Genomic DNA, 13,572 nt, shown 5'->3' with positions numbered 1-13,572 from the left:
GCAATGAAGGGGCCTTTCATCGCAAATTCGCCATGAAAGGCCCCTTCATTGCACGCCAGGGGACCTCGTCTCGCGCGAGGGGAGGCTGGTCCTAAGTGGACGGTTGACCGGTGATGGCGGCGACCGCGAGTTCGCGTTCGGGTTCGCCGACCTCCGGCAGGGTGAATCGCAGCGCCCGGATGTGGGTGAGCAGTTCGGGATCGGGTGCCACGTCGTGCTCGCGCAGATAGTAGGCGATCGCGCCCGGCCAGTACCACCGGCCGTCCGTGCGGAAGTTCAACGGTACCAACGGTTCCCGGTCCGGCTCGAACGCGTCGGCGTCGTAGGTCCGTGACGCCAGCACGACCGGCGCGCCGTCGAGGTACGCCAGCACGCGGTCCCGCTCGGCCGGGGACAGCGGCTCGCGGTTCACCACCGGACGGCCCGCTTCGTCGAGCCCGTCGTAGACACGCGGCGACTTCAAGGCCTCCGGTGTGTCCGCGGGCGGGGTCGCCACCAAGGGCTCGGCGGGTTCCAGTCCGGCTCGTTGCCTGAACCAGGACGGGATGTACTGCTTGGCGCGGGGGAAGAACCGGAGTTCGTCCTGGAACCCGATCGGCGGCGGGGGTCGCCGCCAGGCAGGCTCCCGGTCGAGGACGAAATCGACGGACATACCCTGCACGGGGTCGAAGGTCAGCGTCGCCCCGAGCCAGGTGCCCTGACCGGGCTGGTACATCCCGGACCGCAGTGTGCCGAGAAGCTGGATCAGTTCCGGCGGCGGCGCGACGGGATGCGTCACGCCGTCCGGCCCGGTGATGAGGACGTCGGTCTCGAGATGCCTGCCGACGGCCCGGTGCTCGGTCCGCAGCCGCCGCCAGCCCGCCGGGGCCATCGAGGCGAGGCCGTTGCCGATCTGGGCGATGATCTGGTGCTGTTGTTCCGGGGTGAGCGGCCCTGGTGCGGTCATCGGCACTCCCCTCAGACCCGCGGTGGCGGGGGCTGCGTGGTCGCCTGCTCGATCTCCACGAGGGAGCCGTCGGCGAGCAGGTCCGCGACCGAACGGGCGAGGACGTACGCCGTACCGCCACCGGCCTGGTCGTACCAGGCCACGGCGGTGCCGGTGATCGCGCGCACCGGCTCGACCAGCCGGTACAGGTGGTACTCGCGCTGTGCCCGCTCGGCCTTGTGCGACCGGTGGGTGAACTCGGTGCGGGCGGCGAACAACGTGTTGCCCGACGGGTCGCCGTAGCGGTCCATCTCGGTCCCCGGCGGCAGGGTCACCAGCCGTTTTCCTTCGTACAGCGAGAGTCCGCCGTCGTCGCTCATCGGCTGGATCGGCCAGGCCGACGTCGGCCGCTTGGCGTCCGGTGGCAGTTCGTCCCGGAACGCGGACCGATTCAGATACAAGTGCCCGGTGAAGTACCGGGCGGCTTCCCACGCGGTGGCGAAATCGGTTCGCGCGACGCGTTCCTCGCCCTGTGCCCAGAAGACCGACCAGCGGCCACCCTCGGGCACCAGGCACCAGGCGCTGTCCGCGATCTCGCCGATCCGGTAACGCGCGGGGTCCAGTTCCAGTTCGACGGCGACCTGCTCGGCCGCCGCCAACGCCTCCTTGGCTGCGGTGTCCGCGTCGGACTCCCCGGTGAGGGTCGCGACCGCCGCCCGGCCCGCGCGCCCCGCCAGCCAGTCCGGCACCATCCCCGCGTCGCGCGGGAAGTCGGCCAGTTCACGCACGAACGCCGACGTGGGCGGCTCGCCGTCCCAAGTCGGTTCCTGATCCCAGACGTAACCCGACTCGATCCGCGAATCGAGGTGGACGTGCGCGGTGGCCTCGTTCCAGGTTCCCCGGCCCGGCCGGTACATCTTGGTCCGCAGCTCGGCGAGCAACCGGGCCAGTTCCGGGCGCGGCGTCCACCGGTTCAGCCCGCCGTCCGTGGCCCGCCGGACCATCACCGACAGCTCCGTGTAGTTCCCGACGGCGCGGTAGGTGATCAGCACCTGCGACCAGTCCGCCGGGCAGAAGTTGGTCACCAGATTGGAGACCAGGCTCCAGATCCGGTCCTGCTCCTTGGCCCCGAACGGTTCCTGCGCGGCGGTCATCGGTTCTCCTCCGCGGTTTCCGCTTCGGCCAGCTTCGCTTTCAGCCAGTCCGGGATGTGCTGCTCGTCGCGCGGGAACGCTTCGAGGTCACGAGCCCAGCCTTCGGTCGCGATCGACGGGTTCCACAAGGGATCCCAGTCGTAGTTGTACTTGACGTAGATCGTGCCCGGCGGGTCGAGGATCACCCGCGCGGAGAACCAGGTGCCCTTGTCCGGCTCGTGCATGCCTTCGCGCAGCCGGAGCAGGCTCTGGCGTACTTCCTCGGGAATCAGCACGGCCGGGTTGGACCCGTCGTTCAGCAGGACCGTCAGCGCCAGGTCGTGCACGTCGATGTTGGCCAGGCACATCAGGTCGATGCGCCGCCAGCCTTCGGGTGCCGCGTCGAGGAGGGCGATGCCCACCTCGTTCGTCAGCTCCTGCCGTTGCGTGGCGTCCATCGCCATCACGTACCGCCCCCTGCTCCTGAGCCTGCGCTAGGTGGCACATTCGGGAAACTCCGGATGCGCACGGTGCGAACGACATTGCCGTCCGCGTCGGTCACATTCTCCACCCACCGCACCTGCAACGTGTGCGGCGCCCGGTCGCCGTCGGCGCGCAGCGCGAACGTGTCGACCTGCTCGATGCTCCGTGTGGCGCCGTCGGTGTGCTTCTTCGGATCGAGGAAGTCGGACAGGTCGCTTTCGAAGGCGTACCAATGCGCGTCACCGGCGGAGTGCAGCCCCTGGTTCTGTGCCCGCCATTGGCCGAGCATGTTGAGCAACTCGCCGGGCCCGCGGAACTGGTTGCCCGCGATATGCCCGCCGTCGTACTTGTTGATGTTGCGGCCGGTCGGGTTGCCGTCGGCGTCCAGCTCCGGTTCCTTGCCTTCGACGCCGCCACCGCGTTTCTGCGAGGAGTCGTCGCGGCGGTCGATCTCGTGCTTGTCCGCGCGTTCCAGGTCGTGGCTCGTGTGTGCGACCGTGTCGGTGTCGTAGGACCGGCTGGTGTGGCGGTTACCGACCTCCGGCCCCGTCTCGTACACGAACCGCCCGCCGTCGACGTTGTAGACCATGTTTGGCTTCGGGTAGTTCAGGTCCGGATGGTGCGGCTGATAGGTCTCCGCGAGCCGGATGTTCCCGTGTTCGTCGGTCCAGTAGACCGCGCGCTGCCGCGTGACGGTCTTGTCGCCGTCCTTGTAGTCGCTCTCCACGACGTAGCGCGAATTCGGTTCCAGCGGCGGCGTGTGGTCGTCGAAGAACGACTTGTTCTTGTCGAGTGTGACGTCCCGCCTGGTCGAACCTTCGAAGTCCTGCGGATTGTCCACGCCCGGCGGCGCCTTCGCCTCCGGGTCGAGCCGCTGCACCAGCCGGACCTCTCCGATGTCGGCCCTCGGCATGTTGGCGAGATCGGGGTTCGTCCGCGCGATCCGGCCGGATTCGACCTCCGCCCAGCGGACCCTGCCGTCACCGTCGGTGTAGTAGGTGCCGCGATAGTCGCCGTTGCTGTCGTGTACCCGGTAAGCGGTGTGCTCCTGCAGGTCGGTGCGGGCGACGAACGGCTGGCCGGGTCGCGGCGGGGTGGGCGAGTCCGGATGCCCCGGCCCGATGTCGACGTGCCTGTCGTCCGGGTAGTCCGGCCGGTGGAACCGGACGGCGGGCTCGGGAATCCCGTTGTCGCCGGTGCGGAACACCTGGTGCTCGCCGTCGATCTCGACCCGGTAGGTCGTGTTCGGCTGCGCGTGCAGCAGATCCGGGTTCGCCCGGTAGGCGGGGTTCGGTGAACCGTCCGGCATCCGGTGCGGCACGTTCGGCTGGCTGGTGTCGATATGCGTGACCCGGCCGGTGCCGTCGGTGTGGTACGTCCCGCGCGGGTTCCCGTCGGCGTCGCGGACTTGGTAGCTCCGGTTCGCTTCGAGCCGCTGGTTGCCGGGGAAAGGCTCGTCCGCGCGCGGCGCGCGGGGCGCACCGGGGGCCGGGTCGTTCGGCCGGACATGGATCGGCTCACCGGAGGACGGCGGGGTGAAGTCCGTGACCCGCTGCGGATTCTGGCGGCGTTCCCCTTGCCTGTCCGGGTCGAGCAGGTCCTGTTCCTGCTGACGTGAGTCGGGATTGCGGTTCGGGTGCGGCGGCTGGTTGCCCTGACCGCTCGGCGGCGAGTCGGCGTCCCGGTCCGGCGGTTCGTCGCCGTCGCCGCGGCTGCGGGCGCTGTCGGCGTCCACGGCCTGTTTGTCCGCGTGCGAGGCGTCCGGGGTGAAACCGTCGTCGCTCGCCCGGCGGGCGGTGCCGTCGGGGCTGTGGACGTCCCACTCGCCGTTCGGTGGGATCCGCGGGCGAGTGCGGCCATCGGGGCCGATCTCGTAGTCGGACGAGAAGACGCGTCCGTTCGAGTCCGTCCACGCCGGCCTGCTCGGCGCCATCACCTCGGTGTCGAGTTCCCGCGACAGACGGCGCGCGAAATCGTTCGAGCCGGCGTCGCAGCCGATCAGCCGGATCGGGCGGCCGTCGTAATCCCCGTTGCGGCGCAAAATGTCCGCGAATTCCTCGGGGGTGTAGGTGCGGTTGCCGATGCGGGCGTGCCCGTCCGGGGTGACGTGCACGTCGACGGTGTAGCGGCCGTCCGGATCCGGCTGGACGCGGTGCGGTAGATCGCCCATGTCCGCGTCGCCGCGGTGGTACGAGCTGCCGGCCGGGGTGCCTTCGGAATACCGCTGGTTGACCTCGTCCGGCGGCAGTGGGCGGTCCGGTTCGCCATCGGGGCCGCGGTCGTGCGGTGAACCGTCGGGATGACCGTTCGGGTCCTGACGGGGGCCGTGCCCGTCGGGGCCGTGACCGTCCGGCGAATGCGGCGGCCCGGAGTGACCACCGGGGCCGTGGCCGCCCGGTCCGGTGTTGCCGGGACCGGACCCGCCGGGCCGGTTGCCGGGAGCGTGCGTGCCCGGCGTGCCGGTGTGCGGCTGCGCGCCGGGACCGAAGTCGTTGCCGCGGGCCACCGGTGGCGGCTGATGCGGCTGGTTCGGCCGCCCGCCGGGACCGGTCTGGCCGGGGCCGCGGCTGGGGCCGGTATTGGTGTCGGGAGTGCGCGGGGTGTGCGTGTCCGGGGTGCGCGGCGAACCGGGCGTGCCCGTCCAGCCGCCGCCCGGCGGCCTGCCACCGGGCGAACCCGGGGTGCCGCCGGGAGTGCCACCGCCCGGAGCGCCTTGGGGCGGCACGCCGCCGGCCATCGGCTGGCCCTGCGGCGGGATGCCGGGTGACCCGTCGCCGCCGGTTCCGCCGCGCTGCGAAGGAACGTGTGACGGACCGGCGTCGCCGAGGCGCGGCGCCGTGGGCGCGGTACCGCTGGTCGTGGTGCCGCTGTCGGTCGGCCGGGTGGGGCTGCCGCCGTCGTTGCCGGCGTGGTGGCCGGGCGACGGGTCGGAACGTGGAGTGGGCGAGCCACCGCCGTCACCGCCGTGAGCCCGGGGCGAACCACCGCCGTCGCCGGTGTCCGCGCGCGTGGGGCTGGGCGAACCGCCGTCCGGGGTGTGACTCGGGGAGCCGCCGGTCTCGGTGCGGGTGTGCGGTGCGGACGCGGGGGAACCGCCATCCGGGCTGTGGGTCGGGGAGCCGCCGGTGTCCGCGCGGGTGTGCGGTGCCGGGGTGGGAGATCCACTGTCGGGGGTGTGGCTCGGTGAACCACCGGTGTCGGCTCGGGTCTGCGGTGCGGGGCCGCTGTCCGCGCGGGCCGGGCTCGGCGAGCCGCCGTCGGGCGTGCGATTCGGCGTACCGGAATCGCCGGTGTCGGCGGGAGAACCGCCGTCGGACCGAGTGTGTGGAGCGGGGGTGTCGGTACGGGCGGCACTGGGGGAACCGCCGTCGGAGCGCGGTGACGAACCGCCACCGTCCGGCGCCCTGCCGAGGTTTCCGTCCGATGTGGACGGTCCGTCGCCATCGCCCGCGCGGCTGGGGGATCCGCCGTCCGAGCGAGTCGGGGAACCGCTGTCCCTTGTGGACGGTGAACCGCCGCCATCGCCGCCGCGGGTGCTGGTGCTCGACGGGGCGTCGCCGCTGGAACCGTCGGTGCCGTTCGAACCGTTCGAGCCGGAATCGCCGGAACCGTCACCGGAGCGGCCGGAGTCGCCCGAACCACCCGAGTCGCCATCGGATCCGTTGGCGCCGTCGCCCGAACCGTTCGAGCCGTCACCGGATCCATCGCCGGATCCGTTGCCGGAACCGTCGCCGTCCGGACCGTCCCCGGAGCCCGTGCCGCCACCGTCGGGTCCGCCGGATCCGCCGCCGCGGCCGCCGCGCTGGACGAACCCGCCCGCCTTGATGTTCTTGGGGTTGAGCGCGTCGAGCCCGGTGACCTTGCCCGCGATCTTGCCGAAGATCTTGATGATCTTCTCGAAGACGTCGACCAGCTTGCCGAGCAGCGGCGAAACGCGCCGCATCGCGTCGCACAGTTCCTTGAGCTTGTCGGCGATCTTCGCGGCCCACTTCGCGATCGCGGTGACGGCCTGCGCGACCACGACGGGGGTGCCGAAGCCGAGGGAGAACACCGTCTCCATGACCCACGCGATGAGCTTGCCGACCGCGTCCGCGATCAGCTGGCGGATGAATTCGCGCACGAACGCGACGATCTCGCCGAAGATCATCACGACGGTGCTGATCCCGCCCGCGACGGTCGCCGCCGCGCCGATCGCCTCCGCCTGCTCCGCGGCCTGCTTGCGGTACTGGTCGCCCGCCTCGCCGGTCCAGCCGGCGGTGCCGTTCTTGACCGTGTTCGACAACTCGACCTGGGTGTCTTCCAGTTTCTTGGCGACGTTGCCCCAGGTTTCGGAGTACGACTGGATCACCGGCGGATCGCCCGCCACCGCGTCCAGCATGTCCTTCAGCGGCTGCATGTGTTCCATCAGGAACGACGCCACCGACGACATCAGGTAGCCGAACGGGTCGATCGCCGCGCTGGCGATCTCACCGGCGAGGCTCAGCACGCCGAGCCCGCCGCCCACCCAGTCGCCGTTCGAAATGCCGTTGAAGGCGTCCATGGCCGACTCGGCGACGCCGATTCCCGCCACGTAGCCGTATTCGCTGTTCCCCGCCGTCAACGGGCCTGGGCCGTCACCGTCTGTCGGCGCCTTCGCGACGAGCGGATTTCCCTCGGGCATCAGTCAGGCACCCGCACGTTCTTCAGCTCAGCGGCGAAGTTCTCGTCCTGCGCGTGGTAGGCGTTGGACGCCGACCGCACGTTGTTCGCCACCGCGGTCGCGGCTTCGACCGCCTTGTTCAGCGCGTTGATGCCGAATTCCTCGACCGGGTCGAGCATCATCCGGAACGGCTGGCAGATGATGCCGTACGCGTCGGTCGGCATGCTCACCTGTTGTGCGGCGTCGACCGCGGTACGCAGCCCGTCGGCGATGCCGTCGATCTGCTTCGCGTGCGCGTCGAGGTCGGAACCGAGCTCGTAACCCTTGCCTGCCATGGTGTCTCCCCTCTACCCGGCCGGATGGAACGTCTACGAAAGGATGCTGCCGCCGAATTCGTCGTCATCGTCGTCCTGCGTGCGGCGGCGGCGCGGGATCGGCTTCGGCTGTGGCGGCGTGGCCGCGGCAGGCGGCGTGGGCTCTTCCTCTTCGGGGCCGAAGCGGTGGTGCCGCTCGGGCTCCGGCGGGGCGACGTCCTCTTCCGGCGGCGCTTCGGGGAAGGTGCTCTGGGCTTCCGCGATCACGCGGCTCGCCGTTTCGTCGGTCGTGCCGACCGTTTCGGCCATCGCCTGCTGCAGCAGTTCGGGGATCCGGGACTGCGCGAGCTGCACGAGCCGCATGACCTGCGACGAGACCTCGGCCATCCGCTTGCCGCTCGCGGCTTCGGAGATGACGAGATCGGTGAGCAGGCCCTTGGAGTCGATGGTCACTTCGATGGTGTTGTCCTTCGACCGCTCCGTCACGGTCTGCCCCTGCATCCGCGCCGCCATCGCCTGATAGCGCGCGGCGGTCTCCTGGATCTGCTTCGTCCAGTTGTCCACCATCTGTTCGCTGGCGTCGACGTTGTCCGGCATCGGGACCCTTCCACAAGCTGCATGCTGACGTCTTCACACTGACGGTCCGAAGACGCCATCGGTTCCGGGGGCGATGAGTTTTCGTCGGACAGCTTAGTGCTCGTCCGGTGTACCACCCTGGGCCGACAAAGTCGGGCCGCTCACGCAGCGAAAGGGCCCCTCGCCGCACAAAGTGCGATGAAGAGCCCTTTCGCGCCTGCGAACTGCCGGGGGTCAGAGGTTGCCGCGGCGTTCCTGCTCACGCTCGATGGCCTCGAAGAGGGCCTTGAAGTTGCCCTTGCCGAAACCGAGCGAACCGTGCCGCTCGATGAGCTCGTAGAACACCGTCGGGCGGTCGCCGATCGGCTTGGTGAAGATCTGCAGCAGATAGCCGTCCTCGTCGCGGTCGACCAGGATGCGGTGCTCCTTCAGCTTCTCGATCGACACCCGGACCTCGCCGATCCGCGCGCGCAGCTCCGGGTCGTCGTAGTAGGAGTCCGGGGTGTCGAGGAACTCGACGCCCGCCGCGCGCATCGCCTTCACCGTCGTGACGATGTCGTTGGTGGCCAGCGCGATGTGCTGGCAGCCCGCGCCGCCGTAGAACTCGAGGTACTCGTCGATCTGCGACTTCTTCTTCGCGATCGCGGGCTCGTTGAGCGGGAACTTGACGCGGTGGTTGCCGTTGGAGACCACCTTGCTCATCAGCGCCGAGTACTCGGTCGCGATGTCGTCGCCGACGAACTCCGCCATGTTCACGAAGCCCATGACACGGTGGTACCAGTCGACCCAGTAGTCCATCTTGCCGAGCTCGACGTTGCCGACGCAGTGGTCGACGGCCTGGAACAGCCGCTTCGGCGCGCCCTCGGGGCGGACGATCTTGCTCTCGCGCGGCTCGTAGCCGGGCAGGTAGACACCCGTGTACTTCGACCGGTCGATCAGCGTGTGGCGGGTCTCGCCGTAGGTCGCGATCGCGCCGATCCGCACCGTGCCGTGCTCGTCGGAGACGTCGTGCGGCTCCTCCAGGACGGTGGCCCCCTGCGCGCGGGCGTGCTCGATGCACTTGTCGACGTCGGCGACCTCGAGCGCGAGGTCGATGACGCCGTCGCCGTGGCGGCGGTGGTGGTCGAGCAGCGGGGAGTCGGGCTTGACGCCACCGGTGATCACGAAGCGGGCGGAGCCGGACTTCAGCACGAACGACTTGCGTTCGAAGTTCCCGGTCTCGGGTCCGGAGTAAGCGATGAGCTGCATCCCGAACGCGACCTGGTAGAACCAGGCGGTCTGCGTGGCGTTGCCCGCGATGAACACCACCGCGTCCATCGACTTCACCGGGAAGGGGTCGGTCGAAGAATCGTGGTCGACGAGGCCGACGAGCTGACGCAGCTGGTCGTAGCTCACGTCGTCAAGAGCACCCTGGGGTTCCATTGTGTGCGTCATGCCCAGAAGCATCCGAGCACGTGACAAAATGTGCAATGGTCAAAGATTTTGCTGCACACTATGCCCAGTGATGACGGGGGTGACGCTGTCATAGTGGACAACCTGTGCAGGAGGTAGGGGCGATGTCGGAAAGCCTCGACGCGCTGGACGCGCGGCTGCTGCTGTTGCTCACCGACTCGCCGCGGCTCGGCGTGCTCGAATGCGCCCGTCGGCTCGGCGTCGCGCGGGGCACCGTGCAGGCCAGGCTGGACCGGCTGACCGAACGCGGGGTCCTCGGCGGTTTCCCGCCCGAACTCGACCTCGCGGCGATGGGATACGGCCTCACCGCGTTCGCCGTCCTCGAGATCGCGCAGGGGCGCCGGGCCGAGGTCGTGGCGGCGTTGTCCGCGATCGACGAGGTGTGCGAGGTCTACGCGACGACCGGACAGGGCGACCTCTTCGTGCGGATGGTCGCGCGCAACAACGACGACCTGCAACGGGTGGTCGACGAGGTGGTCGGCGCGCCGTATGTGCGGCGGACCTCGACGTCGATCGCGTTGTCGACGCCGGTTCCGCCGCGCGTACGGCCGCTGCTGGAACGGCTGGCGCGCGGCTCGTGAGTGGTAATGACGGTTAGAACCGTCATTACCACTCACGAGCGTTCAGCTCACCTGACCGAGGTAGCGCTTCGCCGACCGCTGGACGGCGTCGTGTCCGTCGGTGCGGATGATCGCGTCCCACCAGGCGCCGTAGATCGCCTCGAACTCGTACGGTTCGAGCATCTCGGCCGCGCGCCGGACGACCTCCGGGCGCTCCGGGATCAGGTTCGGGTAGCTGTACATCATGCCGACGAACCGGCGGTCCGGGATGACCTGCAGGATGTCGCCCGAGAGCACCGCGCCGCGGCCGTTCTCCCCGCCCGGCCAGTGCAGTACGGTCCCGCCGTCGAAGTGCACGCCGAGGTTGATCAGCCGCAGGTCGGGCGCGACGTCGAGGGTCGCGCCGCTCCACAGTTTAATGGCCGGGTCCTGCCTGCCGATCCACTGCCGGTCGTTCTCGTGCAGGTAGACGGACACGTCGAAGGCGTGGGCCCATTCGACCATGGTGGTGTAGTAGTGCGGATGGCTGATCGCGATCCCGGTGATCCCGCCGAGTTCGCGAACCCGCGCGACGAGGTCGTCGTCGATGAAGCCGGCGCAATCCCACAGGAAGTTGCCGGATTCGGCCTTGACCAGCAGTGCCCGCTCGCCGATGGCGAAGTTCGGGGTCGAGCCGACCCCGACGAGACCGGGGCCCTGCTCTTCGACGCGTGCGGTGTACGTCCCGCTCTCGCGCACGGTCTTCAGGTCGGTCCACCGTTGTCCCGCCTGCGGGACGTACTGACGTTCGTCGTCGCAGATCGGGCAGTCGGACCGGGGTTCCGCGTACTGCATGCCACAGGCGACACAGATCGGTAGCTCGCTCATCGTTTCCCTCCAGAATTATCCGGGGGTCACGCTAACGGCCCATATGCGCGCCCGGCCATATCGGGCCGGGCGCGCTGTGCGGTTACTTGCCGGTGTACGGCACTGCCTTGACGAGCGTCACCTTCTGGATGCTGCCGTTGGGCAGCTCGTACTCACGGGTCTCGCCCTCTTTGGCGCCGAGCAGCGCCTTGCCGAGCGGAGACTCCGGCGAGTAAACGTCCAGATCGCCCTCGGTGCCCTCTTCGCGGGTCGCCAAAAGGAAGTTCTCGTCCTCGTCGTCACCGTCGTAGCGAACGGTGAGGACCTTGCCCGGTCCCGCGCTGCCATCGTTGGCGGGCGGCTCGCCCACCTTGGCCGAGCGGAGGAGCTCCTGGAGGTGGCGGATGCGGGCCTCGTGCTGGCCCTGCTCTTCGCGGGCGGCGTGGTAGCCGCCGTTCTCCTTGAGGTCGCCCTCTTCCCGGCTGTCGTTGATCTTCGCGGCGATGACCGGGCGGAGCTCGATGTAGTGGTCGAGTTCCTGCTTGAGCCTGTCGTAGGCATCCTGGGTCAGCCAGGTCACCTTTGTGTCGCTCACGGTCACCATCTCCTAGTAGGGCCTGCCAGGCTTGGGTGTACAAGCCGGCCACCAGGCCGACATGGCGCGCCGGTCTGGTTGAGATAAAGGAAAAACACGGCCCGTCTTGGGCCGTGCCGGTAGATCAGAGTAACACGGCGCGAGGCATCGCCGCCGGTCTAATTCGGTCGCGCCTCGGCGTTGGGCGCCCGTTTCACCCCGTTGGCCGCTATGGCCTTGACAGGTACCGTGGTACGTCGTATGAGCACCCGAAGATATCAGCCGTGACCGGCCTTCCGATGCTCTTGATGGTGGTAGTCACCCGGCTGTTGTTCGAACCAGGCTGAATCAGGACCTCTTTGCGGCCGCTTTCCGCTCCGGCCTTGTCACGGACGCGGACGACACACACTCCCGGACGGTTCACCTCGTCCCTGGTCACGTTGATGGTGATCTCCATCGCGTCACCCGGCACCTCTTTGAACGCGACGCGTTCGCCCTCGATGGGCGCGCTGCCGAAGTTCAAATACGCGACGTAGGCGATACCACCGCTCACCAGCAGCGCGATCACGCCGAACACCAGGCGTCGCCAGCGGGTGGGCCGCGCGTCGCGGGTCTTGCCGTACCGGTCCTGGAGCAGGTCCGTCCGGGTGCTTTCCGCGCTGGGAGCATCCTGTCCCGTGCTCAACCCGGGCCTCCCGGTTGGTGTCGTCGTGCTCGCAGGGACAATGGAGCCGTATGCGAGTGGTTCCCCTCGAGTATCCGCGTCCCGCCGCGCGGGCCGTCAGGCAGGGTCGCAGGGGAATACGGAACGAGAAGGGGACGTTCGGAGCATGGTGCTAGCCGAGGAACCGCCGAAGTCGAGCCTCCGCCTGATGGCGGTACACGCGCACCCTGACGACGAGTCGAGCAAGGGCGCCGCCACGCTGGCCAGGTACGCCGCCGAAGGGCACGAGGTCATGGTCGTGACCTGTACCGGTGGCGAAGCGGGCAGTGTGCTGAACCCGGCCATGGACCGTCCCGACGTAGTGGCCAACATGACCGAGATCCGCCGGGAGGAGATGGCCCGCGCGGCCAAGATCCTCGGCGTGAGTCACGCCTGGCTCGGCTTCATCGACTCGGGACTGCCCGAAGGCGACCCGCTGCCCCCGGTCCCGGAGGGCTCGTTCGCGGTCATCCCCCTGGAGGAGTCCACCGGTGCGCTGGTGAAGGTCATCCGCGACTTCCGCCCGCACGTGATCGTCACCTACGACGAGAACGGCGGCTACCCGCACCCCGACCACATCCGCACACACGAGATCTCGGTCGCGGCCTTCGACGCCGCCGGCGAGGCGGAGAGCTACCCGGACGCGGGCGAACCGTGGCAGCCGCTGAAGCTGTACTACGTGCACGGCTTCTCGCGCGCCAGGATGACGACCTTCCACGAAGCGCTGCTCGCCCGCGGCCTGGAGTCGCCGTACGAGGAGTGGCTGAAGTCGTGGGATCCGGAGAAGGCCGACGTCATGGAGCGGGTGACCACCCGTGTCGAATGCGGCGACTACTTCGAGCAGCGTGACGAGGCCCTCAAGGCGCACGCCACCCAGATCGACCCGAACAGCCGCTGGTTCGCCGTCCCGCGCGACCTGCAGCGCGAGGTCTGGCCGACCGAGGAGTACGAGCTGGTCCGCTCACTGGTGGACAGCACCCTGCCGGAGGACGATCTGTTCGCCGGAGTGAAGGAGAAGGTGGGCTGAATGAGTTTCTCGGTGCCGGCGTTCGCCGTCGTTCCAGTGACGGCGGCGTCGCAGTTCCTGGCACAACAGCCCGGCAACGGCGACAACGGCGGCCAGGGTGAGGACTTCGGCAAGTCCTCGCCGGTGGGGTTCCTGATCCTCATCCTGTTCCTGATCGCCGTCGCGCTGCTGGTGCGGTCGATGACCAAGCACCTGAAGCGGCTGCCGGAGAGCTTCGACGAACCCGCCGCTTCTTCGGAGACTCCCGCTTCGGCGACGCCTGCTGACGAGGCGCCCGAGGCTTCGGAGGAGAAGGCCGCCAAGACCGAGAAACCGGCTGCCAAGTCCGACTGAGCGTGTC

13 protein-coding genes are annotated in these 13,572 nt (G+C 69.1%); 3 read left to right on the top strand and 10 right to left on the bottom strand.

Features of this window, described 5'->3' with window-relative positions; genetic code table 11:
* Nucleotides 1-91: 91 nt before the first annotated feature.
* The 7 genes from ACZ54P_RS16830 to hppD all read right to left on the bottom strand — a co-directional run bounded on the left by ACZ54P_RS16830 (nt 92) and on the right by hppD (nt 9,504).
* Nucleotides 92-946: a ferredoxin gene (locus ACZ54P_RS16830; protein WP_465462434.1), complete on the bottom strand. Its 855-nt coding sequence runs from the start codon at nt 944-946 to the stop codon at nt 92-94.
* A gap of 11 nt (nt 947-957) precedes the next feature.
* Nucleotides 958-2,079: a TNT domain-containing protein gene (locus ACZ54P_RS16825; RefSeq protein ID WP_465462433.1), complete on the bottom strand. Its 1,122-nt coding sequence runs from the start codon at nt 2,077-2,079 to the stop codon at nt 958-960.
* On the bottom strand, nt 2,076-2,516 hold the full coding sequence (locus ACZ54P_RS16820; protein ID WP_465462432.1) for a hypothetical protein: 441 nt from the start codon (nt 2,514-2,516) through the stop codon (nt 2,076-2,078). Before ACZ54P_RS16820 ends, ACZ54P_RS16825 begins: the two co-directional genes overlap by 4 nt.
* Nucleotides 2,517-2,521: 5 nt before the next feature.
* Nucleotides 2,522-7,201 (bottom strand): hypothetical protein, encoded by a 4,680-nt coding sequence (locus ACZ54P_RS16815; protein ID WP_465462431.1) that lies wholly within the window; start codon nt 7,199-7,201, stop codon nt 2,522-2,524.
* Nucleotides 7,201-7,515 carry a type VII secretion target gene (locus tag ACZ54P_RS16810; protein WP_465462430.1) on the bottom strand — a complete coding sequence of 105 codons (315 nt, stop codon included), beginning with the start codon at nt 7,513-7,515 and terminating at the stop codon, nt 7,201-7,203. Before ACZ54P_RS16810 ends, ACZ54P_RS16815 begins: the two co-directional genes overlap by 1 nt.
* A 33-nt stretch (nt 7,516-7,548) precedes the next feature.
* Complete coding sequence (locus ACZ54P_RS16805) at nt 7,549-8,091, bottom strand: YbaB/EbfC family nucleoid-associated protein (RefSeq protein WP_465462429.1); 543 nt, start codon at nt 8,089-8,091, stop codon at nt 7,549-7,551.
* 213 nt (nt 8,092-8,304) lie between these two features.
* Nucleotides 8,305-9,504: a 4-hydroxyphenylpyruvate dioxygenase gene (gene hppD / locus ACZ54P_RS16800; RefSeq protein WP_465462428.1), complete on the bottom strand. Its 1,200-nt coding sequence runs from the start codon at nt 9,502-9,504 to the stop codon at nt 8,305-8,307.
* Nucleotides 9,505-9,626: 122 nt separating this feature from the next.
* On the opposite strand from hppD, the gene ACZ54P_RS16795 reads away from it, so the two are divergent.
* Nucleotides 9,627-10,103, top strand: coding sequence for an Lrp/AsnC family transcriptional regulator (locus tag ACZ54P_RS16795; protein ID WP_465462427.1), 477 nt, complete (start codon nt 9,627-9,629; stop codon nt 10,101-10,103).
* 42 nt (nt 10,104-10,145) lie between these two features.
* Here the strand turns inward: ACZ54P_RS16795 and ACZ54P_RS16790 are convergent, their stop codons facing one another.
* The 3 genes from ACZ54P_RS16790 to ACZ54P_RS16780 form a co-directional block, all read right to left on the bottom strand.
* Nucleotides 10,146-10,949 (bottom strand): MBL fold metallo-hydrolase, encoded by an 804-nt coding sequence (locus ACZ54P_RS16790; RefSeq protein WP_465462426.1) that lies wholly within the window; start codon nt 10,947-10,949, stop codon nt 10,146-10,148.
* 82 nt (nt 10,950-11,031) lie between these two features.
* Nucleotides 11,032-11,532 (bottom strand): transcription elongation factor GreA, encoded by a 501-nt coding sequence (gene greA / locus ACZ54P_RS16785; RefSeq protein ID WP_016337198.1) that lies wholly within the window; start codon nt 11,530-11,532, stop codon nt 11,032-11,034.
* Between the two features lie 199 nt (nt 11,533-11,731).
* Complete coding sequence (locus ACZ54P_RS16780) at nt 11,732-12,187, bottom strand: DUF4307 domain-containing protein (protein ID WP_465462425.1); 456 nt, start codon at nt 12,185-12,187, stop codon at nt 11,732-11,734.
* A 145-nt stretch (nt 12,188-12,332) separates the two neighbouring features.
* Between ACZ54P_RS16780 and mca the strand changes: the two genes are divergently transcribed.
* Nucleotides 12,333-13,232, top strand: a complete 900-nt coding sequence (gene mca / locus ACZ54P_RS16775) for a mycothiol conjugate amidase Mca (RefSeq protein ID WP_465462424.1) — start codon at nt 12,333-12,335, stop codon at nt 13,230-13,232.
* Nucleotides 13,233-13,565 (top strand): hypothetical protein, encoded by a 333-nt coding sequence (locus ACZ54P_RS16770; protein WP_465462423.1) that lies wholly within the window; start codon nt 13,233-13,235, stop codon nt 13,563-13,565. It abuts the gene before it with no gap.
* Nucleotides 13,566-13,572: the final 7 nt, after the last annotated feature.

The organism is Amycolatopsis sp. NPDC034160 (assembly GCF_055575355.1).
This window is presented reverse-complemented; position numbering and strand designations above follow the sequence as displayed.

Bases quoted from the DNA above. Each gene is read 5' to 3' on its own strand.
- ACZ54P_RS16795 (WP_465462427.1), top strand. From the start codon at position 9,627: ATGTCGGAAAGCCTCGACGCGCTGGACGCGCGGCTGCTGCTGTTGCTC.
- ACZ54P_RS16790 (WP_465462426.1), bottom strand. From the start codon at position 10,949: ATGAGCGAGCTACCGATCTGTGTCGCCTGTGGCATGCAGTACGCGGAA.
- ACZ54P_RS16815 (WP_465462431.1), bottom strand. From the start codon at position 7,201: ATGCCCGAGGGAAATCCGCTCGTCGCGAAGGCGCCGACAGACGGTGAC.
- hppD (WP_465462428.1), bottom strand. From the start codon at position 9,504: ATGACGCACACAATGGAACCCCAGGGTGCTCTTGACGACGTGAGCTAC.
- ACZ54P_RS16820 (WP_465462432.1), bottom strand. From the start codon at position 2,516: ATGGACGCCACGCAACGGCAGGAGCTGACGAACGAGGTGGGCATCGCC.
- ACZ54P_RS16810 (WP_465462430.1), bottom strand. From the start codon at position 7,515: ATGGCAGGCAAGGGTTACGAGCTCGGTTCCGACCTCGACGCGCACGCG.
- ACZ54P_RS16805 (WP_465462429.1), bottom strand. From the start codon at position 8,091: ATGCCGGACAACGTCGACGCCAGCGAACAGATGGTGGACAACTGGACG.
- ACZ54P_RS16770 (WP_465462423.1), top strand. From the start codon at position 13,233: ATGAGTTTCTCGGTGCCGGCGTTCGCCGTCGTTCCAGTGACGGCGGCG.
- ACZ54P_RS16825 (WP_465462433.1), bottom strand. From the start codon at position 2,079: ATGACCGCCGCGCAGGAACCGTTCGGGGCCAAGGAGCAGGACCGGATC.
- mca (WP_465462424.1), top strand. From the start codon at position 12,333: ATGGTGCTAGCCGAGGAACCGCCGAAGTCGAGCCTCCGCCTGATGGCG.
- greA (WP_016337198.1), bottom strand. From the start codon at position 11,532: ATGGTGACCGTGAGCGACACAAAGGTGACCTGGCTGACCCAGGATGCC.
- ACZ54P_RS16830 (WP_465462434.1), bottom strand. From the start codon at position 946: ATGACCGCACCAGGGCCGCTCACCCCGGAACAACAGCACCAGATCATC.